Consider the following 19,810-nt stretch of genomic DNA (forward strand, 5'->3'; position numbering starts at 1 on the left):
GAATCGATCGGGACCGCCCTTGTGGGCGGTCCCGATCGCGTACTGTCGGCTACCTCCCTTGAACCCGGCTGCACCCCGGAGACTCACCTGTGACGAACGAACCGAACAAGCCCGGGCGGCGTCGCGCCGCACCCCGCCGCGCCGCCCGTCCCGAGCGAGCAGCCTCTCCTGGACGTCGGGCGCGTGGCAGGGCCACGGGGTCACCGGGCCCGCTGGCCGGCTTCCTGGGCTGGGCCCGAACGACCCCCGGGATGCTCGTGCTCGGGGTGGTCGTGCTCGCCCTCGCACTCGCCGCGCGTCTCGCCGTCACCGGCGACGAGGAGAAGCCTGAGACCAAGGCCGACGTGCCCGGGACGGCGAACGCGTCGTACGGCAACGAGTGGAAGACGGCGGACGGCTCCCGGTACGAGATCTCGGTCGAGACGCTCACCGACCTGGTCGCCGTCGGTTCACCGGACACCTGCGTCGCCGCTCCGTCGTCGCCCGCGATGACGAACCTGCACTTCACGATCAAGATCAAGAACAAGGGCAAGAAGGCGGCGCCGGTGCCTGAGGTGCGGTTCGGTACCAACGTGCAGCCCTCAGGAGCGATCGATCCCACCGGCCTGACCTTCGCCAAGGCGAACAAGGACCTCCAGATCACCCCGCTGGCGAGGGCACAGAGCTGCAAGGAGGGAGCCCGCCTCGGGCCGGACGACCGGGCGGAGATCGCCGCCGGCCAGACCGAGACCTTCACCGGCACGTTCGGGCCGACCAAGCTGCCGATCACCGATGGCATCACCGTGCTGGTGCGGTACTACGAGGGATCGGACAAGACGCCGACCGACCTGCTCGCCCCCTTCGGCGACTTCGGCAGCTGACGGACCGAGATCGGCGAGATCGAACCTAAACTCGTAGTACAAACCCTTGTTATAAAGCGCCAGTACGTGCAGAGTTCTCACCATGAACCTGACCCGGCGTCGCCGCTACTCGCTCGTCCTCTCGATCCTGCTCGTCCTCGGATTCGTGACGGCGATCGCTGGACTCACGGTCACCCCTGCTGACGCGACCGCCGTCTCGGCGCCGCACCACTGCAAGGCGGACGGGCTCGACCAGGAGCTGGACCTGAACTTCAGCGTCGAGATCGGAGGCGCGGCGTACGTGTCGGCGGCCAAGGGCCCGAAGCTGACCATCAAGGCGACGATCCCGTCCAACATCGTCGGCCTCGCGGCGCTCTTCGGAGTGAAGTCGGCGTCGGCGACCGGCAGCTACACGCTGAGCATCGGCGGGGTCTCCAAGGCGGTGCCGTTCGTGTTCCCACGGACCGACATCCCGCAGACGGCGAAGGCCTTCACCGCGACCATCACCACGTCGCTGCCGGCCGTCACCGGGAGCCTCGGCAAGAAGGTCACCTACAAGACGCTCGCCAGCACCAGCACGCCTGTCGTGCAGCTGAGCCTCACCGGCTACAACCGCACCAAAGCGCAGGCGCGGGCGGGCGACGACGTGGGCAGCGTGGACGCGCAGTGCACCACGACCTCGCCGAACCAGACGATCGGAACCGCCACGCTCCAGAAGTCACCGACGAGGGTCGCTGCGAGCATCGCGCGCAAGGCGTCGACCAAGAAGGTCGTCTCGAACGTGACCCTCAGTGCGACCAGCGGCGTGGTGCCGACGGGCGCTGCCACCGCGACGCTCTACCGAGGTGCCAAGAAGGTCGCGAGCAAGTCGGTCTCCCTGTCGAAGGGCAGGGCGACCGCAGTCTTCACCGGCGTGAAGAAGCGCGCGAGTGCGGTCACCTGGAAGGTCGTCTGGACGTACGGCGGCAACGCGGCCGTTCTCGGCTCGACCGGGTCGAGGTCCGTCACCAAGAAGTGACGTCACGACACGTCCCGCGAGGTATTGAGCAGTTGATCAAACGTCGGTAGGTTCCCTCCAACAGCCTGTGGGGGGCCACCGCTAGGAGATCACCATGCGCGTCGTCACGGTCCGTCGTCTTCTCGTCGCAGCACTCGTCTCCGGAGGGCTGGTCGCTCCCGCGGTGGTGCACGCGGACACGGGATACCTCACCTACTCGTGCGACCTGCCGCTCCCGGTGGGCCCGACCGCTTTCGAGGTCGGCGCGGGAACCAATGCGCCGTCCACGGTCTACCTCGGCACCGGGTACACCCCCACGCTGAAGACCTTGGCGAAGATCCCGAAGGACCTGGCCAAGCTGGCGGCGTCGTCCCTCGACGCGGAATGGGTCGAGGGAACGATCGTCTCGAACCTGACGGTGAACGGCGCCCCGATGTCGGTCTCCCAGAAGATCGTGAAACGGTCCATGCCGGCTGATCCGTCCGGACCGGTCGAGGTCACCGCCTTGGCGGCCCTCCCGCGCCTGGCGCCGCGTGCCGCCGGTTCCACGACCTACCTGCCGGGCGATCTCGAGGTGACCCTGAAGTTCACCAAGGCGAACGGGTCGAGCGCCGGTGCCTTTTCCAACCTCGACTGCCACATGCCGTCGAACAGCAAGCAGGTCGACAAGGTCGCGTTCGCCAAGTCGCCGAGCAAGGTGTCACCGTCGGTCAGGTACTCCAAGGCCAAGAAGAAGGTGACGGCCGGCGCGAAGGTCAGCGCCACGAGCGGTCTGGTCCCGACCGGCAAGGTCACCGCGGCGCTGTTCAAGGGGACCAGGAAGGTCAGGACCGTTACCGCGACGCTCGCCGGAGGCAAGGCGACCGCAGTCTTCAAGAAGGTGAAGGCGAAGGGCGGTTACAAGGTCGTCTTCGCCTACGCCGGCTCCTCGACGGTCAACGGCTCCGGGGCGAGCAGGTCCTTCACGGTGCGTTGAGCGCCCGGACACGCTGCAGCGACTTCGCAGCGACGGTGGCGACCCGGATCGAGGGCGTCAGCGCTCGCGGGCGGCGTACCGGTCGAGGGTGACCTGGCGCTCGACTGCGTGGTCGACGATGGGCCGGGGGTAGTCGCCCTCGTACCCGAGCGGGTGCTTCCACGGTTCGTGCACGGCGCTGCCCGGGAGGTGCGCGAGCTCGGGGACCCACCGGCGTACGTAGTCGCCGTCGGCGTCGAACTTCTTGCCCTGCGTGATCGGGTTGAAGACCCGGAAGTACGGCGACGCGTCGGTGCCCGTGCCGGCGACCCACTGCCAGCCGTGGTTGTTCGAGGCCACGTCGCCGTCGATCAGCTGGTCGAGGAAGAAGCGCGCGCCGGTCGGCCACCACGCGTGCAGGTCCTTGGTCAGGAAGCTCGCCGTGATCATCCGGACCCGGTTGTGCATCCAGCCCTCCGCTGCGAGCTGGCGCATGCCGGCATCGACGATCGGGAAGCCGGTGGTCCCGGTGCGCCAGGCCTCGAGGTCGTCGGCCGGGTCGTCGTACGGGATCGCCAGCGGGCGCAGGTCCGACCACGCGGTCTCCGGACGGTTCCAGAGCACGTCGGCGTAGAAGTCGCGCCACGCGATCTCGGTCGCGTACCGGCTGGTCTTCCCGACGTCGGCGAGCAGCTGGCGCGGGTGGATCGCGCCGATCTTGAGGTACGGCGAGAGGCGCGAGGTGCCCTCGACGGCGGGCAGGTCGCGTGCGGTGTCGTAGTCCTCGAGCGCATCGGCGCGGAACCGGTCCCACTGCGTGCGGGCAGCGTGCTCTCCGGCCTCCGGCATCGCCTCCGGGGCATCCCTGATCGCGTCGGTGATGAGCTTCGTCGCCTCGGCGTCGTTGCGCATCCGGCGCCACTCGACGTTCGGTGCGGGAAGCGGGTCGGGCCACCCGTGATCACGCCAGGCGCGGGAGAACGGCGTGAAGACCTGGAACGGCCCGCCCTGCTGGGTGCGCACCGTCCCCGGGTCGACGGCGTACGGCGTGCCGCTGGGGTGGCCGGTCGCACCGACCTCGGTCAGCGCCGCTGCGACGCGCGCATCGCGCCGACGCCCGTACGGCGTGACCTCGCCGGTGACGTGCACCGTCGTCGCGCCCACCGACTCGACGACCTCCGGGAGGACCACCGCCGGGTCGCCGACGCGGAGAACGAGTGCTCCGTCAGTGGCATCGGCCAGTGCGCGGATCGACGCCGCCACCCACGCGCGGCGCGCGGGCCCGGAGCGTTCCCAGAGCACCGGGTCGATGACGAACAGGCCGACGACGTCACCGCTCGCTGCTGCGGCGGTCAGCGCCGGGTGGTCGGCGAGCCGCAGGTCGCGTCGGAACCAGAGCACGGAGGTCATCTTCCGAGCCTATTGTTCGAGCCATGAGGATCGCCGTCATCGGGACCGGCTCGGCGATCCCGGCGGGGTCTGCACGGTGCCGCGTTCACCGACTCGTTGCTTGCTGACGCCTCCGCTGGCGCTCCGGCATCACCAACCAACGAGTCGGCTCCATCTGCGAAGCAGATGTGGCTCCCACTCTGGGTGAGGCTCATGGGCGCCCTGGGGACGGCGGACTTCAACCTCAAGCTGGTGCGCTGAGACGGGTAACCCCGCGGAAACGCACGTTGGTTAGGGTCGAGACATGTCCTACCTGCTCCGTGTCGAGCTCCCCGACGTCCCCGGTTCGCTGGGTCGTCTGGCGAGCGCGATCGGTGCGTCCGGGGCCAACATCGAAGCGATCGAGATCGTCGGCAAGGACGACGGCGTCGCCATCGACGACGTCTTCATCACCCCCGACCACGGCGTGATGCCGGACAGCATCGTCTCTGCCTGTACTGCTCTCGACGGCGTCCGCGTCCTCTGGATCTCCCGGTACGCCGCGGGCGGCAACCTGTTCCTCGATCTCGAGGCGGTCGAGTCGATGACCCAGGACCCGGCGACCGCCGTGGAGAAGCTCGTCGATGCCGTGCCCGAGGTGTTTCGCGTCGACTGGGGCATGCACCTGACCCGTGAGGGCGACAGCGGCGTGATCGTGCACGGCACGCCGTCCGCCCCCACCGTGGTCCCCGGCGGTGTGGTGTGGCCGGAGAACCTCGAGAAGGCCTCCAACATCGACGTTCCCGACGCGTGGTCCGACCTCGTCGTCGCAGCCTCTCCGGTCACCGCCGACGAGCTGGTCGTCGTGGGCCGTCGCGGCGGCCCAGAGTTCCTCGACTCCGAGATCGCAAGACTGGCTCACCTGGTCGCGATGGCGGGCAGCCTGCGCCGCAACGCCTAGCAGGGTCGTCGAGCAGCCCCGGTCACCGAGCAGCCCCGGTCATCGAGCCTGCCGAGATGCGGTGACCCAACCGCTCAGTCCTTCGGCTCCAGGAGGAAGACCGGGATCTCCCGCTCCGTCTTCTCCTGGTACGACGCGTAGGTCGACCAGGTGTTCACGGCGTGCTCCCACCAGTCAGCCCGCTCGTCACCTTCGAGGAGGCGGACCGAGTAGGTCTTCTTGACCGGCCCGTCCTGCAGGTCGACCTCGGGGTGGGCGACGAAGTTGTAGTACCACTCGGGCTGCTCGTCGGCGCCGCCCTTGGAGGCGATCGCGACGTACTTGCCGTCCCGCTCGACCCGCATCACCGGGTTCTTGCGGAGGTTGCCGGACTTGGCGCCGACCGAGGTGATGACGACGATCGGGTGCGGTCCGCCCTGGAGCGTGTTCGCCTCGGCGCCGTTGGAGGCCTCGAACGCCTCGACCTGTTCGCGGACCCAGTCAGCCTTGCTGGGGACGTACGTTCCTTGGAGTGTCATACCGGGTCAATGCCCTGACCCCTACCCAACATTCCCGACCGGGCACAGATGTCTCGCCCAGGTCCACCGAGGTGGCGCACATGTCCCGGGTCGCTTTTCGAGACCTGGGCATCTGCGCCCGCTCGCCGTACGGCGGCGGGACATCCCAGTCCTCTCGGCGGGTCTAGGTGGGACATCTGCGCCCGCTCGCCGTACGGCGGCGGGACATCCCGGCCCGCTCGGCGGGCCTGGGCGGGACATCTGTGCCCGCTCGGCGGCCGATAGCCTGCCCCCATGAGTGCAATCGACGGCGTCAGCGACATCTTCGACCCGGAGGACTGGGACGCGGTCCCGGGTTTCGAGGACCTGACCGACCTCACCTACCACCGGGCGAAGGCGCACGGGACGGTCCGGATCGCGTTCGACCGCCCCGACGTGCTCAACGCTTTTCGGCCGAACACCGTCGACGAGCTGCTCCGCGTCCTCGACCACGCCCGGATGTCCGCGGACGTCGGATGTGTCCTGCTCACCGGCAACGGACCGAGCGCCAAGAACGGCAAGCACGCGTTCTGCACCGGAGGCGACCAGCGGATCCGCGGCAAGGCCGGCTACCAGTACGAGGACAAGACCATCACCTCGGGCGAGACCGGTGCCGAGGAGCCGAGCACGATCGACAAGGCCAAGCTCGCCCGGCTGCACATCCTCGAGTGCCAGCGGCTGATCCGGTTCATGCCCAAGGTCGTCATCAGTGTCGTCAACGGCTGGGCCGCCGGTGGCGGTCACTCGCTGCACGTGGTCAGCGACCTCACCCTGGCGAGCCTCGAGCACGGTCGCTTCAAGCAGACCGATGCTGACGTGGGGTCCTTCGACGGCGGCTTCGGGTCGGCGTACCTGGCCCGCCAGGTCGGCCAGAAGTTCGCGCGTGAGATCTTCTTCCTGGCCCAGGAGTACAGCGCCGAGGACGGCGTCCGGATGGGCACCGTCAACAAGGCCGTCCCGCACGCCGAGCTGGAGAAGACCGCGCTGGAGTGGGGTCGCCTGATCAACGGCAAGAGCCCGACCGCGCAGCGGATGCTCAAGTACTCCTTCAACCTCATCGACGACGGCCTGGTCGGCCAGCAGCTCTTCGCCGGCGAGACCACCCGACTCGCGTACATGACCGACGAGGCGCAGGAGGGTCGCGACCAGTTCCTGGAGAAGCGCGACCCGGACTGGTCGCCGTACCCCTGGTACTACTGAGCCACTAGCCCAGCTGCTTAGCGCAGGCCTGGCTCAGCTCGCGGATCTTCGCGATCACCGTCTTGTCGTTCGCCCCGAACGTCGGGTCGTTCAGGTTCGCCAGCGAGTACCGCTGCACCATCCCCTGCGCGACGCACTGAGCACCCTTGGCCGGCACACCGGCCTTCATGATGCCGACGCCGAGGTAGCCCCGGGTGGCGACCAGCTGGAGGGCGTCGGAGGCGGCGTCCTTGGCGACCTTGACCTTCTTGCCGGGGTCGCAGGACGTGAAGCTCACGCGGTCACCCTTGCCGCCGATGCTTCCGGGCTCTCCGGGGGCGGCCAGGACCCAGCGCGTGAAGGCCTTGCGCAGGCGCGTGCCCGCCTCGGTGCTGTCGGTTGCGTACTCGACCTCCGCGCAGGCGCCGAGCTCGGTGTCGTAGGCAACGTAGGCGTCACCGTCCCACCCGTCGGCTGCGGCGAGCGCGTCGCGCAACGGGATCCGCTGGGCCAGGATCAGGTAGGTGATCAGCGCGCCCATCTGGCCGCTGTCGAACTTCTTGTTGCCACCGGGGACCTTTGGGATCGCGACGGACTGCGCCTTCTGGGTACCGCCGATCGCGGTCAGCGGGTCGAGCAGGACCGAGTCGTCGGTGGGCGGGTCGCGCAGCAGGTCGTCAACGTCCTTCTTGTCCTCGCTCGCGACCGCCTCGGTGAGTGCCTGGCCCAGCGCGTAGGGAGCGCTGAGCAACGTCACGACGACGCCCGGCAGCTTGTCCAGCTTCGACGAGGCGTCCTTCTGGTCGGCGTTCTCGGCCTTCTCCAGGGCAGCACGCTGCTTGCTGCTGAGGGAGGCCCGGTACAGCTCGGCGGTGCGCTCGGCATCACCCTCGACGATCGCGTCCAGTGCGTCGGCGGCCGTCGTCGGCGTCCCCTTCTCGGCCTTCTTGCGCAGCGCGGTCAGTCGGTCGCCCACGTCGAAACGCTGGTCCTGCAGGACGTGGGTGAGCTCGTGCACGAGGGTGGCGCGCACAGCGAGGGTCAGCTTCGAGCCGCGCACCGTCACCGCCTTGTCCTTGAACGAGTAGTACGCCAACGTCCCGGAGCCCTGGGCGTCGTTGAACGCGTCGAACAGGTCGACCGACCCGTCGATCAGGCCGAACGCCCGGAAGAGAGCGGTGGTCTGCTCGATCTCCTTCTTCTCGTCCTTGTCGAGGTCCTTCTTGTCCGAGCGGACGGTCTTCTCGAACTCTTTCGCGCTGAGGAATTTCACCTTCACCGGGTGCTTGAACGTCAGCCCGCGTTCCTTCTCCACGATCTTGACGTAGGGCAGGATCCGCGAGTCCCACTTCTTCGGGTAGCTGATCTTCGGATCGTCGTCCTTGACCGCGTTGAGGACGACGCTGCCGCCGCCGACCAGGACGAGCAGCAGACCGAGCGTCACTGCCACCGGGCGCACCCAGGACCTCCTGCGCGCCGCCGGCGCCGGCGCGGCGGGCTCAGGCGCGTCAGGCGCGTCAGGCTGGCTCAGGTCCGGCTGGTCGGGGGGAATCCCGGGATCGCTCATGCCGGGGAGGATAGCCGCCTGGTCCGGACAGCTCCGGTCAGCGAGGGGCCGCGACGACCGAGCTGACCACACCCGGCAGGCTCGTCTCGAGCTCCTCGAGGCGCAGCTTCTGGTGGGTCTGGCCGGCGATCACGACGCGCTCGGTGATGCCCGCCTCGCGCAGGATCTTGAAGTGGTGGCTCGCGGTGGACTTGCTGATGCCCTCGTAGAGGAGCCCGCAGGCGACGGGTGCGCCCTCGGCTGCCATCCGCCGCACCATCTCCAGACGGACCGGGTCGGCCAGGGCGGTCAGGACCTGGTGCACGGTGCCGACGGGCAGCACCGCGGGGAGCTCGTACGTCGTCGGCATCAGGACCTCCGGAATAGTTTGATCAGGATCGAACTTACACCTCCTGTCACGTTCGACGATCATCGAACTCAGCGGCAGGAGAGTCACCATGAACAACAGCGCGAGCACCCTCACGATTCCGCCGGCCACCGGTCGGCGCCGGGAGCCGGTGATCAGCTCCTACCCGCTGCTGATCGCGCTGCTCGCCGTCGCGCTCGGGGTCTCCGGCGCGCCCGCCCCGCTCTACGGGATCTACGCCGAGGAGTGGCACCTCGCTCCGCTGACCACCACGCTCGTGTTCGCGGCGTACGCCGTGGCGGCGCTGGGTTCGGTGCTCGTGGCCGGCAAGGCCTCGGACCGCCTGGGGCGCAAGCCGATCCTGATCGCGGCGGCCCTGGCCATGATCGTCGGACTGATCGTCTTCATGACCGCGCACGGCATCGCGGCCCTGTTCGTGGCGCGGGTGCTGCACGGCGCCGCCGTCGGCGCCACGGTCGTCGTCGGCAGCGCGGCACTGCTCGACCTGCGGCCCGACGACGGCGCCCGGACGGGCCACCTGACCGGGATCATGTTCAACGTCGGCATCGCGATCACGATCCTGTCGGCCTCGTTGCTCGCGCAGTTCGGTCCGGACCCGATGGTCACGCCGTACGCCGTGATCGGTCTGGTCGTGCTGCTGCTCCTGCTCAACCTGCTGCTGATGGCTGAGACGCACCTCGCCCCCACGATCGAGCCGATCCGGATCGCGCGCCCGAGCGTGCCTGCCGAGATCAAGGACGACTTCCGGTTCGCCGTCCTCGGGGTGATGGCGTCGTGGTCGGTGCTCGGTGTCTACCTCTCGCTCTTCCCGTCGTTCGCCGGCCTGCGCACCGGCATCCACAGCGTCGTCTTCGGTGGCGTAGTGGTGGCGGCGATGGCGGGTGCCGCTGCGGTGAGCCAAGCCTTCGGAGGACGGCTCGTGCCGCGGACCGCAGCGATCGTCGGTGACTTCGCGACGGCCGCGGCCCTGGTCGCGAGCCTGCTCGCGCTCGACAGCGGCCAGGCCTGGCTGGTCGCGGCGTCGGCGGTGTTCATGGGGCTGTCGTTCGGCCTCGCCTTCGGCGGTTCCCTGCGACACCTGGGCAGTGTCGTCCCGGCCGGCCAGCGTGGTGAGGTGATGTCGGCGTACTACGTACTGGCGTACGGCGCGATGGCGGTGCCGACGATCCTGGCGGGCTGGGCAGCCACGCAGTGGGGCCTGGACGCGATCTTCCCGTGGTTCACCGCCGCAGTCGCGCTGGCCTGCATCTCGGCCGGTGCGCTCGGTCTGCTCGCCGGACGGAGTCGGCGACCGGTCGCGGGATAACCTTCGGGAGTGATCCCCGCGTCGTTCCTCTCCGAGCTCTCGTGAAGGTCGTCGTCCTCACGGGAGCCGGTATCTCTGCGGAGAGCGGCGTCCCCACCTTCCGCGGCGAGGACGGCTTGTGGGAGGGCCACCGACCCGAGGACGTCGCGACGCCCGAAGCCTTCGATGCTGACCGCGCGTTGGTGCAACGGTTCTACGATGCGCGCCGCGCCTCGCTCGCACGGGTCCAGCCGAACGCTGCGCACCGGGCGCTGGCCGAGCTCGAGCAGGTGCTCGGCGACGACCTGCTCCTGGTCACCCAGAACATCGACGACCTGCACGAGCGCGGCGGCTCGAAGCGGGTCCTGCACATGCACGGCGAGCTGCGCGCGGCCTGGTGCACAGCCTGCGACCAGCGGACTCCGTGGCTCGGGACCCTGCTCGACGAGCCGCCCTGCCCCGCGTGCGGAGCACACGCGTTGCGACCGGACGTGGTCTGGTTCGGCGAGATGCCGTACGAGATGGACACCATCCACCTGGCCCTGTTCAGCTGTGACCTCTTCGTCTCGATCGGAACCTCCGGCGTCGTCTACCCGGCCGCCGGGTTCGTCGACTATGCCGCCGCGGGCGGCGCGGACACCCTCGAGCTCAACCTCGAGCGTGCCGCGAACAGCGACTTCCGCGTCTCCCGGCAGGGCCTGGCCAGCGAGCTCGTGCCGGCGTGGGTCGGGGAGCTGACGGCCACCCTGCAGGCAGGTGCGTGAGTGCGCGCGGCCCTGGTGCTCGTGCTCGCCGTCGTCCTGACGGCGGCCGGGTGCGGCTCGACGGAGGAACCGCAGAGCGCCGAGTCCGACGCTCCGAGGATCGACTTCCTCCCGGGCGCGCGCGTCGGCGAGCTCGCCGAGAAGCAGCTCGAGGCCGAGCACGCGGAGATGGCGACCGGAGCCGTTGACTGCCCGGACCTGGAGTGGGAGGTGGACGCCTCGGTGCGTTGCGTGAAGACCTCCGAACTCAGCGACGGTCGTCGCGTCCGGGTGCCGGGGACGGTGACCGTCACCAGCACTGAGGGCTACGGCACGCTGCACGTCGAGCTGGATGACGCAATCGCCGAGTTCGGCGTCGACGGCCGACACCTGGCCGACGACGTCACGACCTGGGTGTCCCGTCGTGTCCGCGGTGGGCCGGTGCTTGCGACCTGCTCCTACCTCGTCGGCAAGCCAGGAGCGTCCTCGGTCTGCAAGGTCGTGGTCGCGGGTGAGCACTGCCGGGTGCGGGTCTCGGTGACCGGCGTGGATGCTGGAGACTTCCGCACCCGCTACCGGATGGACTGGAAGGTCCGACCGAAGGCGGCGTAGGCAGCCACCCCACGGGTGAGCCAGTACTGCCTTCGTTGCGGGCGCGCACCCGCGCGTGGTTCCTTGACCCGGTGACCACTGCAGAGACCCCTCCCGGCGAGCTGCCCGCCGACGCGGAGATCGGGCCCCACGACCACGAGCCGCACCACGAGGACACCTCGGCGCTGCTGAACTGGCTGCGCGCCGCCGTGCTCGGCGCGAACGACGGCATCGTGTCGGTTGCGGGCCTGGTGATGGGTGTCGCGGGCGCGACCACCGACCGGCACACGATCTTCATCGCCGGATCGGCCGGGCTGGTCGCGGGCGCGCTCAGCATGGCGGCGGGAGAGTACGTCTCGGTCAGCACGCAGCGCGACACCGAGGAGGCGCTTCTCGCCAAGGAGGCGCAGGAGCTCCTCGACGACCCGGAGGACGAGCTCGCCGAGCTCGCCGGCATCTACCGCGACAAGGGACTCTCGGACGACCTGGCCATCCAGGTCGCCGAGCAGCTCACCGCCCACGACGCCCTCGCCGCGCACGCGGATGCCGAGCTCAACATCGACCCCGACGAGCTCACCAGCCCGTGGCAGGCGGCGTCCGCCTCGTTGATCGCCTTCACCCTCGGGGCGGCGCTACCGCTGCTCACGATCATGGTCTTCGGCCCGGCGCTGCGCGCCTGGGCCACCGTCGTCGCCGTAGCCGTGGCGTTGGCGCTGACCGGGTTCGCCTCGGCGCGGTTCGCCGAGGCCGACGTCCGCCGCGCGATCATCCGCAACGTCGTCGGAGGACTCCTCGCGATGCTGGTGACCTACGGCATCGGGTCGCTGGTCGGCGCCAACCCGGGCTGACCGGACCACGCGACCTGCTGCACTACCGTCCTCGTATGAGGATCGCGGTCGTCGCTGAGCGCAGCCCGGAGACCCGGGTCGCGGTCGTGCCCGACCTGGTCCTGCGCTACCTCACGCTCGGCTACGACGTCGCTGTCGAGCCGGGTGCGGGCGTCCTCGCCGGATTCACCGACGAGCGCTACGTCGAGGCCGGTGCCGTCGTCGATGGCGGCGCGGTGGCGTCAGCGGACCTGGTGCTGGGTGTCCAGGCGTTGCCGCCCGAGATCGTCACCGGGCTCAAGGCCGGTGCTGCGGCGATCACCCTCCGGGCCACCTCCGCTCCGACCGCGTTCGCGCTCGACCAGGTGCCGCGCCTGTCCCGGGCGCAGCCGATGGACGCGCTCACCTCCCAGTCACTGGTCGCGGGCTACCGCGCTGTCGTGGTCGCGGCCGAGCTGCTACCTCGGTTCTTCCCGCAGGCGGTCACCGCCGCCGGCACGGTGCCCGCGGCCGAGGTGCTTGTGCTCGGCGCGGGCGTGGCCGGTCTCCAGGCGATCGCGACCGCCCGTCGTCTCGGCGCGAACGTCAGCGGGTACGACGTCCGAAGCTCCTCGGCGGAGGAGATCGCCTCGCTCGGGGCGACCCCGGTCGACCTCGGGCTGCCCGTGCTCGAGGGTGCGGCGGGCTACGCCCGCGAGATGACGCCCGAGCGGGCGGCCGAGCAGCAACGGTTGCTGGAGCCGTACGTCGCTGCGGCCGACGTCGTGATCACGACCGCCGTGGTCCCGGGCCGGACGGCGCCGGTGCTGGTCACGACCGAGATGGTCGCGGCGATGCGACCCGGCTCGGTCGTCGTCGACATCGCCGGCGGCAACGTCGCCGGAGCCGAACCGGGTAGCACCTCCAAGATCGCGGGCGTCACCGTGTGGAGCGACGTCGACGTGGCCCGGCAGCTGCCGACCCTCGCCTCCCAGCTGTACGCCGAGAACGTGGCCAACCTGGTCGCGCTGATGACCTCGCCCGGGGCGGGGTTCGCCCCGGACGCCGCCGACGAGGTCGTCGCGGGCAGCCGGGTCAGGACGGGTTGACGGTCTTACTGGGCCAGGCCGTACAGCCGGTCACCAGCGTCACCGAGACCGGGAACGATGTACCCCTTCTCGTTGAGCTTCTCGTCCAAGGCGGCGGTGACCACGGTGATCGGGATGTCCAGGTGCTCGATGCCCTTCCTGAGGTTCTCCACGCCCTCGGGTGCGGCGAGCAGGCAGATGGCGGTGATGTGGTCAGCGCCCCGGTCGACGAGGAAGTCGAGTGCGGCGGCCAGGGTGCCCCCGGTGGCCAGCATGGGGTCGAGGACGTAGCACTGACGACCGGTCAGGTCCTCGGGCAGCCGCTCGGCGTACGTGGAGGCCTCGAGGGTCTCCTCGTTGCGCACCATGCCGAGGAACCCGACCTCGGCGCTCGGCACCAGACGCATCATCCCGTCGAGCATGCCGAGTCCGGCGCGCAGGATCGGGACGACCAGTGGACGCGGCCGACTGAGGATCACGCCGTGTGCCGGAGCGACAGGAGTCTGGACGGTGACGTCCTCGACGCGCACGTCCCGGGTGGCCTCGTAGGCGAGCAGCGTGACCAGCTCGTCGGTCAGGCGGCGGAACTCCGGGGACGCGGTGCGTTCGTCACGCAGCGTCGTGAGCTTGTGGGAGACCAGGGGGTGATCGACGACGTGCAGGCGCATGAAAGGAAGGTTACGCAGTCCGAATCGTCCTCGCCTCCCGGCTCTGCGTCTGCAACCATCAGTGGTGACCGTGCAGCGCGAGCAGACGAACGGAGGTGGGTGACATGTCCGACGTGACCGACGCGGAGATCAGTGCGATCGACTTCGCCGTCGTCGCCTACCTCGACGACAGCACCTGGAACCTGGCCGAGCTGCCGGTCCACGCCCTCGACGACGTCGACGCCATCGCCCGCGAGCTCCGGCGCTACCCGGGCGAGAGCGGAGCGCTGGCGCTGATAGCCATCGACGAGGACTTCGTGATCCTGGTCCGTGCGCAGGGCACCCTCGTCCGGGTCCTGCTCTCCGACGCGACAGCGGCTCCGGACTGGGCACTGGCGCGTTCCGTGGTCGACCACCTCGGCGTGCACGTGGAGGTCGACGAGGAGGAGCAGGCGCCGGCCGGTGATCTCGCGATCCTCGCGGACCTCGGTCTGTCGGCGGCCGACATGGGCGAGCTGCTCGACGACTTCGACCTCCTCCCTGAGGACGTGCTCGCCGAGATCGCCGAGGTCGTCGGCTTCGGCGACGAGTTCGACGAGTTCCTCGACGACTGATGGTTGCCGGCGACTGGGACGCCGCCATGCGGCAAGCGCTGGAGCACGCCCGTACGGCGTCCGCCTCCGGTGACGTGCCGATCGGTGCCGTCGTCCTCGATCCCGCAGGCACGATCATCGGCACCGGCGTCAACGTGCGCGAGCGGGACGCCGACCCGACCGGTCACGCCGAGGTCGTCGCCCTGCGCGAGGCCGCTGCCGCGCGCGGCGAGTGGCGGCTGGAGGGCTGCACGCTCGTGGTCACGCTCGAGCCGTGCACGATGTGCGCGGGCGCGATCGTGCTCGCCCGCGTCGACCGCCTGGTCTTCGGTGCGTACGACGACAAGGCCGGTGCGGCCGGGAGTCTCTGGGACGTCGTCCGGGACCGCCGGCTCAACCACCGCCCCGAGGTGATCGCCGGGGTGCTGGCCGAGGAGTCGACCGCGCTGCTGACAGAGTTCTTCGCCCAGCACCGCTGACCCGGTCGTCGAGCCTGTCGAGAGTGGTGGCTCGGTCGTCGAGCCTGCCGAGACGGGGTGCCGTGCCCGCCGCCCTCACCCCAGCGCGGGCGTGTTCATCTCCAGCCCCAGCACAGCCAGCCCCGGCCCGACCTCGGGCGTGACGTCGCGCGCGGTCATCGGCTTGTCGCAGTGGTCGCACGCGAGCTGCACGCGCGCCTCTCCGGAGCAGTCGTGGTGCCGGTAGTGCACCGGCGGACCGTCGGGAGCCATGTAGGCGTCGCCCCAGTCGCGCAACGCCATCAGCACGGGGTAGAGGTCCATGCCCTTCTCGGTCAGCCGGTACTCCTCGTGCGCACCGTCCTCGGCCTTCTGCTTCACCAGGATCTCGTGCTCGACGAGCCGGTCGAGCCTGTTCTGGAGGCGACTGCGCGAGATGCCGAGGGAGGTCTGGAAAGCGTTGAAGCGGCGTACGCCGGCAAAGGCGTGCTTGAGCAGCAGAAGCGTCCACCGGTCGCCGAGAACCACCAGAGGTCGGGTGATCGAGCAGAACTCGTCGGCGTGCTCCTCGTAGCGCATGGGCCCGATCCTACGGCAGCAGTTCCATTTTGAAACTCCGTGCTTTAGCCTCAAGTTCTAAAATGAGACCACCTTCGAGGAGCCCCGGTGACTGACCCGTTCGACGTCCTGAAGAGCCTGCTCGACGACCGCTACACGTGCCGGCAGTTCCTGCCGGACGAGGTGCCGGCTGCCGACATCGTGAGCCTGCTCGAGCTGGCGCAGCGGACGCCGTCGTGGTGCAACACCCAGCCGTGGCAGGTGGTCGTCACCAGCGGTGAGGCAACAGCCCGGTTCAAGAAGGCGCTCGCCGAGCACCTGCTCGTGCGTCCGCAGGAGCCCGACATCGCGTTCCCGGCGGCGTACTCCGGCGACTACCAGGCACGTCGGCGCGAGTGCGGCTTCCAGCTCTACGACAGCGTCGGGATCAGCAAGGACGACGGCGAGGCGCGGCTGAGGCAGATGCTTCGGAACTTCGAGCTCTTCGACGCCCCGCACGTCGCGATCGTCACGACCGAGGTCGATCTCGGGATCTACGGCGCGGTCGACTGCGGGCTGTGGGTGAGCAACTTCCTGCTCGGCGCCCAGGCGCTCGGGCTCGCCGCGGCTCCGCAGGCGGCGCTCGCCGGGTACTCTCCGTTCCTGCACGACCACTTCGGCATCCCGGGGAACCGGCAGGTCGTCGTCGGCATCTCGTTCGGGTACGCAGACAGCGCGCATCCGATCAACCAGTTCCGCACGTCGCGAGCACCGGTGCCCGAGGTGGCGATCCTGCTCGACAAGTAGTCCGGGTTCAGTGCGGGGCGGGAGGCTCGAGCTCGTGGGGCAGGTGCCGGGTCTCGACGAGCTCGGTCGCGACGTCGCGCAGCTTTCGGTTGCCGTTCTGGCTGTACCGGGCGAGCACCTCGAACCCTCTGTCCGAGGTGAGGTCGAAGCGCTCCATGAGGATGCCAACGGCTTCCCCGATCCGCGAGCGGCTGTCGAGGGCGGCCTCGAGGTTTCCGATCTGGGAGGCGCGGGCGAGTGCGACGGCTGCTTGGGCGGCGAAGGCTCTGCCCAGATCGACGTCGTCGGTGGTGAAGGCGTGGGGCTGGTTGGCGTAGAGGTTGAGGGCGCCGAGGACCTTCTCGTTCGTGAAGAGCCGGAAGCACAGCATGCTCCTGGCCCCGGTTTCCACGCTGGTCCTCGGTGCCCAGGAGCCCCACCGGTCGTCGCTGCTGAGGTCGGGCGCCGAGACGATCTCGTGCTCGTTGAGGGCTGACAGGCAGGGGCCGACGCCGGTCTCGTACTGGAGCCGGTCGGCGTGGGCGCCTCGCTCGCTCGTCGCGGCGGGTGTTTCGATGGACCCGTCGCGATGACGCAGGCTGATCGAGGAGTCGGCGGCTCCCGGGATGACCTCGACCGCGAGGAGCAGGATCCGCTCCAGGGTCGAGTCGGTGGAGCGCTCGCTGAGCAGGTCGCGCGCGGTGGCGGCGACGCGGCGGAGCGGAGGGATGTTCGGGCTGCCTTCCGGCGCGCGTCGATTCTGGGTGGGTGACATGGCGGTGTCCTCGCGGAGAAGTGGCGCTCGACGCCGTGCAGGGTCGAGCTGTTGTCAGGCGGCGCGGAGGCGGCAGTCCAGACCGCGCAGGTCGCACGTAAGCCCTGTCGACACGAGTTTCCACGGACCAAAGCAGGCGGGAAGAGAGGACCTCTGATAAGTCTCAGCCAGCATTCCCGCTGGCCCGGTCACCAAACCCGCGAGCCAGCCGAAGTCGACGAGGTTGCTCGGATCACACCTGCCGGCGGTGACAAAACGCGGCCTCAAATCGCTACCGCTACTCGACTGTTTGGGCGGGCGGGCCAGCGGGAACAACCGGCGTGCTGATCCACCCACGTCGGCTCGGGCCGCGGCCTACGAAGGAGAAGACATGTACATCGGACTTGGAATCGTGCTCCTGGTTCTCGGGGCCATCCTTGCCTTCGACGTGATCACCGTCGACCTGAACTTCATCAACGACGGCGCGCTGGGCGCCATCCTGATCATTGCCGGTGTCCTGGCCATCGCGCTCTCCTTCGCGGTGCGCGACCGCTACCGTCGCGAGGTCGTGGTGGAGGACGTGCCCGTCGAGCGGCGGCGAGTGGTGTGACGCTCGCACTCGACGCGACTTCGCCGGAGGTCGCTCCGCTGCTGACGGAGGTCGCCCCCGGGGCGCGGCACCTGCGGGTCGTCCCGGCGGACGACGCCCACCACCATCACCTGTGGGTCATTCGGGACGCGCTTCACCATGAGCTCGGGACCCTCGAACCCCGGTTCGAGTGTCAGGACTGCGGCTCGCCGTACTCCTGACCCGTGCCCGGGCCCAGGCCCGGGTCAGGGGTCGAGTGCTTCGGCTTCCTCGTCGGTGAAGAGCCGTGACCGGATCAGGAAGCGGACGCCCTCGGGTGCCTCGACCGAGAAGCCCGAACCTCTCCCCGGGACGACATCCACGGTCAGGTGGGTGTGCGACCAGTAGGCGAACTGTGCCCTCGACATCCAGAAGGGGATCGGCGCCTCCGTGCCGACATCGAGCTCGGCCAGGTGGACGTCGGCCTCACTGGTGATGAAGTCGCCGGCGGGGAAGCACATCGGGGAAGACCCGTCGCAGCAGCCGCCGGACTGGTGGAACATGAGCGGGCCGTACTGGCCGACGAGGCGGCGGAGGAGCTCCGCCGCCTCGTCGGTGACCTCCACCCGCTTGGTGGAGATCGACATCAGAAGAACCCGAGCTTGTCCGGGCTGTAGGAGACGAGCAGGTTCTTCGTCTGCTGGTAGTGGTCGAGCATCATCTTGTGGTTCTCGCGGCCGATGCCGGACTGCTTGTAGCCGCCGAACGCCGCGTGCGCCGGGTAGGCGTGGTAGCAGTTCGTCCAGACCCGGCCGGCCTGGATGCCACGACCCATCCGGAAGGCGAGGCCGGCGTCGCGCGACCAGACACCGGCACCGAGGCCGTAGAGGGTGTCGTTGGCGATCTTGAGCGCGTCGTCCTCGCCGTTGAAACCGGTGAGTGCGACGACCGGGCCGAAGATCTCCTCCTGGAAGATCCGCATCGAGTTGTCGCCCTCGAAGATCGTCGGCTTCACGTAGTAGCCCTCGGCCAGGTCACCCTCGAGGACGTTGCGCTCGCCGCCGGTCAGGACCCGGGCGCCCTCGGCACGGCCGATGTCGAGGTAGGACAGGATCTTCTCGAGCTGGTCGTTGGACGCCTGCGCGCCGATCATCGTGTTGTCGTCCAGCGGGTTGCCCTGGATGATCTTCTCCACGGCGCGTGACGGCGTCGCTGACGAAGTCGCTGTAGATCGAGTCCTGCACCAGCGCCCGCGACGGACACGTGCAGACCTCGCCCTGGTTGAGGGCGAACATCGCGAAGCCCTCGAGAGCCTTGTCGTAGAACGCGTCATTGCTGGCAGCGACGTCCTCGAAGAAGATGTTCGGGCTCTTGCCGCCGAGCTCGAGGGTGACCGGGATCAGGTTCTGGCTGGCGTACTGCATGATCAGCCGGCCGGTCGTGGTCTCGCCGGTGAACGCGACCTTGGCGATCCGGCTGGAGGAGGCCAGCGGCTTGCCGGCCTCGACGCCGAAGCCGTTGACGATGTTGACCACGCCGGCGGGCAGCAGGTCACCGATCAGCTCGAAGAGCACCAGCAGCGACCACGGGGTCTGCTCGGCGGGCTTGATCACCACGGCGTTGCCGGCGGCCAGCGCCGGGGCGAGCTTCCAGGTCGCCATCAGGATCGGGAAGTTCCACGGGATGATCTGCGCGACGACGCCGAGCGGCTCGTGGAAGTGGTACGCGTAGGTCTCGGCGTCGATCTCGCTGATGCCACCCTCCTGGGCGCGGATCGCGCCGGCGAAGTAACGGAAGTGGTCGACCGCCAGCGGGAGGTCGGCAGCCTTGGTCTCGCGGACCGGCTTGCCGTTGTCCCAGGTCTCGGCGACGGCAAGGAGCTCGAGGTTCTCCTCGATCCGGTCGGCGATCTTGTTGAGGATGTTGGCGCGCTCGGCCGGGCTGGTACGACCCCAGGCAGGTGCCGCAGCGTGCGCGGCGTCCAGCGCCCTCTCGATGTCGGCCTCGGTACCGCGGGCGATCTCGGTGAACGGCTTGCCGTTGACCGGGCTGATGTTCTCGAAGTAGCTGCCAGAGGCCGGGGCCACCCACTCGCCACCGATGAAGTGGTCGTAGCGGGGCTTGACGGCGACCAGCGAGTCGGCGGTTCCCGGAGGTGCGTAGACAGTCATCGTTGACTCCTGAA

Annotated in this window: 22 protein-coding genes and 1 pseudogene; 14 read left to right on the forward strand and 9 right to left on the reverse strand. The window is 69.3% G+C overall.

From position 1 onward, the window contains the following. Positions 1–89 precede the first annotated feature (89 nt). The 3 genes from ABIE44_RS10120 to ABIE44_RS10130 all read left to right on the forward strand — a co-directional run bounded on the left by ABIE44_RS10120 (position 90) and on the right by ABIE44_RS10130 (position 2,812). Positions 90–860: a hypothetical protein gene (locus tag ABIE44_RS10120; protein ID WP_209718626.1), complete on the forward strand. Its 771-nt coding sequence runs from the start codon at positions 90–92 to the stop codon at positions 858–860. Between the two features lie 82 nt (positions 861–942). Continuing rightward, positions 943–1,857: a hypothetical protein gene (locus tag ABIE44_RS10125; protein ID WP_209718623.1), complete on the forward strand. Its 915-nt coding sequence runs from the start codon at positions 943–945 to the stop codon at positions 1,855–1,857. A gap of 94 nt (positions 1,858–1,951) precedes the next feature. Then, positions 1,952–2,812, forward strand: a complete 861-nt coding sequence (locus tag ABIE44_RS10130) for a hypothetical protein (RefSeq protein ID WP_209718620.1) — start codon at positions 1,952–1,954, stop codon at positions 2,810–2,812. A 57-nt stretch (positions 2,813–2,869) separates the two neighbouring features. Here the strand turns inward: ABIE44_RS10130 and ABIE44_RS10135 are convergent, their stop codons facing one another. Then, on the reverse strand, positions 2,870–4,201 hold the full coding sequence (locus ABIE44_RS10135) for a cryptochrome/photolyase family protein (protein WP_209718615.1): 1,332 nt from the start codon (positions 4,199–4,201) through the stop codon (positions 2,870–2,872). 283 nt (positions 4,202–4,484) lie between these two features. On the opposite strand from ABIE44_RS10135, the gene ABIE44_RS10140 reads away from it, so the two are divergent. Further along, positions 4,485–5,120 carry an ACT domain-containing protein gene (locus tag ABIE44_RS10140; RefSeq protein WP_209718611.1) on the forward strand — a complete coding sequence of 212 codons (636 nt, stop codon included), beginning with the start codon at positions 4,485–4,487 and terminating at the stop codon, positions 5,118–5,120. A gap of 74 nt (positions 5,121–5,194) precedes the next feature. Here ABIE44_RS10140 and ABIE44_RS10145 read toward each other — a convergent pair whose 3' ends face one another. Next, the gene (locus tag ABIE44_RS10145) at positions 5,195–5,638 is read right to left on the reverse strand and encodes a nitroreductase family deazaflavin-dependent oxidoreductase (protein WP_209718609.1); all 444 of its coding nucleotides are present in this window, start codon (positions 5,636–5,638) and stop codon (positions 5,195–5,197) included. A gap of 273 nt (positions 5,639–5,911) precedes the next feature. Between ABIE44_RS10145 and ABIE44_RS10150 the strand changes: the two genes are divergently transcribed. Next, a complete protein-coding gene (locus tag ABIE44_RS10150; RefSeq protein ID WP_209718606.1) occupies positions 5,912–6,856 on the forward strand; it encodes a 1,4-dihydroxy-2-naphthoyl-CoA synthase in 945 nt (314 codons plus the stop codon). A gap of 4 nt (positions 6,857–6,860) precedes the next feature. Here ABIE44_RS10150 and ABIE44_RS10155 read toward each other — a convergent pair whose 3' ends face one another. Next, positions 6,861–8,402 (reverse strand): hypothetical protein, encoded by a 1,542-nt coding sequence (locus ABIE44_RS10155; protein WP_209718603.1) that lies wholly within the window; start codon positions 8,400–8,402, stop codon positions 6,861–6,863. Positions 8,403–8,439: 37 nt separating this feature from the next. Continuing rightward, the gene (locus ABIE44_RS10160) at positions 8,440–8,751 is read right to left on the reverse strand and encodes a helix-turn-helix domain-containing protein (RefSeq protein WP_209718600.1); all 312 of its coding nucleotides are present in this window, start codon (positions 8,749–8,751) and stop codon (positions 8,440–8,442) included. A gap of 88 nt (positions 8,752–8,839) precedes the next feature. On the opposite strand from ABIE44_RS10160, the gene ABIE44_RS10165 reads away from it, so the two are divergent. From ABIE44_RS10165 to ABIE44_RS10185, 5 genes are all read left to right on the forward strand, one after another. After that, positions 8,840–10,075 (forward strand): MFS transporter, encoded by a 1,236-nt coding sequence (locus ABIE44_RS10165; protein WP_209718597.1) that lies wholly within the window; start codon positions 8,840–8,842, stop codon positions 10,073–10,075. Positions 10,076–10,116: 41 nt separating this feature from the next. Further along, positions 10,117–10,818 carry an NAD-dependent deacylase gene (locus ABIE44_RS10170; protein WP_354437981.1) on the forward strand — a complete coding sequence of 234 codons (702 nt, stop codon included), beginning with the start codon at positions 10,117–10,119 and terminating at the stop codon, positions 10,816–10,818. Beyond that, positions 10,819–11,409 (forward strand): hypothetical protein, encoded by a 591-nt coding sequence (locus ABIE44_RS10175; RefSeq protein ID WP_209718594.1) that lies wholly within the window; start codon positions 10,819–10,821, stop codon positions 11,407–11,409. Between the two features lie 71 nt (positions 11,410–11,480). Continuing rightward, entirely contained in the window at positions 11,481–12,236 is a 756-nt protein-coding gene (locus tag ABIE44_RS10180) for a VIT1/CCC1 transporter family protein (RefSeq protein ID WP_209718591.1), read from the forward strand. A 35-nt stretch (positions 12,237–12,271) separates the two neighbouring features. Next, positions 12,272–13,303, forward strand: coding sequence for a Rossmann-fold NAD(P)-binding domain-containing protein (locus ABIE44_RS10185; RefSeq protein ID WP_209718589.1), 1,032 nt, complete (start codon positions 12,272–12,274; stop codon positions 13,301–13,303). 5 nt (positions 13,304–13,308) lie between these two features. Here the strand turns inward: ABIE44_RS10185 and upp are convergent, their stop codons facing one another. Then, entirely contained in the window at positions 13,309–13,950 is a 642-nt protein-coding gene (upp, locus tag ABIE44_RS10190) for a uracil phosphoribosyltransferase (RefSeq protein ID WP_209718585.1), read from the reverse strand. A gap of 104 nt (positions 13,951–14,054) precedes the next feature. Between upp and ABIE44_RS10195 the strand changes: the two genes are divergently transcribed. Both ABIE44_RS10195 and tadA read left to right on the forward strand, forming a co-directional pair. Further along, entirely contained in the window at positions 14,055–14,543 is a 489-nt protein-coding gene (locus ABIE44_RS10195; RefSeq protein WP_209718582.1) for a tRNA adenosine deaminase-associated protein, read from the forward strand. Further along, positions 14,543–15,001, forward strand: a complete 459-nt coding sequence (gene tadA / locus ABIE44_RS10200; protein WP_354437982.1) for a tRNA adenosine(34) deaminase TadA — start codon at positions 14,543–14,545, stop codon at positions 14,999–15,001. The genes ABIE44_RS10195 and tadA overlap by 1 nt, the downstream gene beginning before the upstream one ends. A gap of 75 nt (positions 15,002–15,076) precedes the next feature. On the opposite strand, the gene ABIE44_RS10205 is transcribed toward tadA, so the two are convergent. Next, positions 15,077–15,559: a winged helix-turn-helix transcriptional regulator gene (locus ABIE44_RS10205; RefSeq protein WP_209718580.1), complete on the reverse strand. Its 483-nt coding sequence runs from the start codon at positions 15,557–15,559 to the stop codon at positions 15,077–15,079. An 87-nt stretch (positions 15,560–15,646) separates the two neighbouring features. On the opposite strand from ABIE44_RS10205, the gene ABIE44_RS10210 reads away from it, so the two are divergent. Continuing rightward, positions 15,647–16,324 (forward strand): nitroreductase family protein, encoded by a 678-nt coding sequence (locus ABIE44_RS10210; RefSeq protein WP_354437983.1) that lies wholly within the window; start codon positions 15,647–15,649, stop codon positions 16,322–16,324. Between the two features lie 7 nt (positions 16,325–16,331). On the opposite strand, the gene ABIE44_RS10215 is transcribed toward ABIE44_RS10210, so the two are convergent. Next, the gene (locus ABIE44_RS10215) at positions 16,332–17,078 is read right to left on the reverse strand and encodes a GAF and ANTAR domain-containing protein (protein WP_209718578.1); all 747 of its coding nucleotides are present in this window, start codon (positions 17,076–17,078) and stop codon (positions 16,332–16,334) included. 370 nt (positions 17,079–17,448) lie between these two features. Between ABIE44_RS10215 and ABIE44_RS10220 the strand changes: the two genes are divergently transcribed. After that, entirely contained in the window at positions 17,449–17,667 is a 219-nt protein-coding gene (locus ABIE44_RS10220; RefSeq protein ID WP_209718576.1) for a hypothetical protein, read from the forward strand. Between the two features lie 224 nt (positions 17,668–17,891). Here ABIE44_RS10220 and ABIE44_RS10225 read toward each other — a convergent pair whose 3' ends face one another. Together ABIE44_RS10225 and adh are read right to left on the reverse strand one after the other, a co-directional pair. Beyond that, positions 17,892–18,272, reverse strand: coding sequence for a DUF779 domain-containing protein (locus ABIE44_RS10225; protein ID WP_209718574.1), 381 nt, complete (start codon positions 18,270–18,272; stop codon positions 17,892–17,894). Further along, positions 18,272–19,796 (reverse strand): annotated as a pseudogene (adh, locus tag ABIE44_RS10230) (aldehyde dehydrogenase). Before adh ends, ABIE44_RS10225 begins: the two are co-directional and overlap by 1 nt. Positions 19,797–19,810 lie beyond the last annotated feature (14 nt).

Source organism: Marmoricola sp. OAE513 (assembly GCF_040546585.1).
Lineage (GTDB): Bacteria > Actinomycetota > Actinomycetes > Propionibacteriales > Nocardioidaceae > Marmoricola.

What these genes read in the sequence shown, in the direction of transcription:
- ABIE44_RS10125 (WP_209718623.1), top strand. Translation starts at nt 943, where the DNA reads ATGAACCTGACCCGGCGTCGCCGCTACTCGCTCGTCCTCTCGATCCTG.
- ABIE44_RS10130 (WP_209718620.1), top strand. Translation starts at nt 1,952, where the DNA reads ATGCGCGTCGTCACGGTCCGTCGTCTTCTCGTCGCAGCACTCGTCTCC.
- ABIE44_RS10135 (WP_209718615.1), bottom strand. Translation starts at nt 4,201, where the DNA reads ATGACCTCCGTGCTCTGGTTCCGACGCGACCTGCGGCTCGCCGACCAC.
- ABIE44_RS10140 (WP_209718611.1), top strand. Translation starts at nt 4,485, where the DNA reads ATGTCCTACCTGCTCCGTGTCGAGCTCCCCGACGTCCCCGGTTCGCTG.
- ABIE44_RS10145 (WP_209718609.1), bottom strand. Translation starts at nt 5,638, where the DNA reads ATGACACTCCAAGGAACGTACGTCCCCAGCAAGGCTGACTGGGTCCGC.
- ABIE44_RS10150 (WP_209718606.1), top strand. Translation starts at nt 5,912, where the DNA reads ATGAGTGCAATCGACGGCGTCAGCGACATCTTCGACCCGGAGGACTGG.
- ABIE44_RS10155 (WP_209718603.1), bottom strand. Translation starts at nt 8,402, where the DNA reads ATGAGCGATCCCGGGATTCCCCCCGACCAGCCGGACCTGAGCCAGCCT.
- ABIE44_RS10160 (WP_209718600.1), bottom strand. Translation starts at nt 8,751, where the DNA reads ATGCCGACGACGTACGAGCTCCCCGCGGTGCTGCCCGTCGGCACCGTG.
- ABIE44_RS10165 (WP_209718597.1), top strand. Translation starts at nt 8,840, where the DNA reads ATGAACAACAGCGCGAGCACCCTCACGATTCCGCCGGCCACCGGTCGG.
- ABIE44_RS10185 (WP_209718589.1), top strand. Translation starts at nt 12,272, where the DNA reads ATGAGGATCGCGGTCGTCGCTGAGCGCAGCCCGGAGACCCGGGTCGCG.
- upp (WP_209718585.1), bottom strand. Translation starts at nt 13,950, where the DNA reads ATGCGCCTGCACGTCGTCGATCACCCCCTGGTCTCCCACAAGCTCACG.
- ABIE44_RS10195 (WP_209718582.1), top strand. Translation starts at nt 14,055, where the DNA reads ATGTCCGACGTGACCGACGCGGAGATCAGTGCGATCGACTTCGCCGTC.
- tadA (WP_354437982.1), top strand. Translation starts at nt 14,543, where the DNA reads ATGGTTGCCGGCGACTGGGACGCCGCCATGCGGCAAGCGCTGGAGCAC.
- ABIE44_RS10205 (WP_209718580.1), bottom strand. Translation starts at nt 15,559, where the DNA reads ATGCGCTACGAGGAGCACGCCGACGAGTTCTGCTCGATCACCCGACCT.
- ABIE44_RS10215 (WP_209718578.1), bottom strand. Translation starts at nt 17,078, where the DNA reads ATGTCACCCACCCAGAATCGACGCGCGCCGGAAGGCAGCCCGAACATC.
- ABIE44_RS10220 (WP_209718576.1), top strand. Translation starts at nt 17,449, where the DNA reads ATGTACATCGGACTTGGAATCGTGCTCCTGGTTCTCGGGGCCATCCTT.
- ABIE44_RS10225 (WP_209718574.1), bottom strand. Translation starts at nt 18,272, where the DNA reads ATGTCGATCTCCACCAAGCGGGTGGAGGTCACCGACGAGGCGGCGGAG.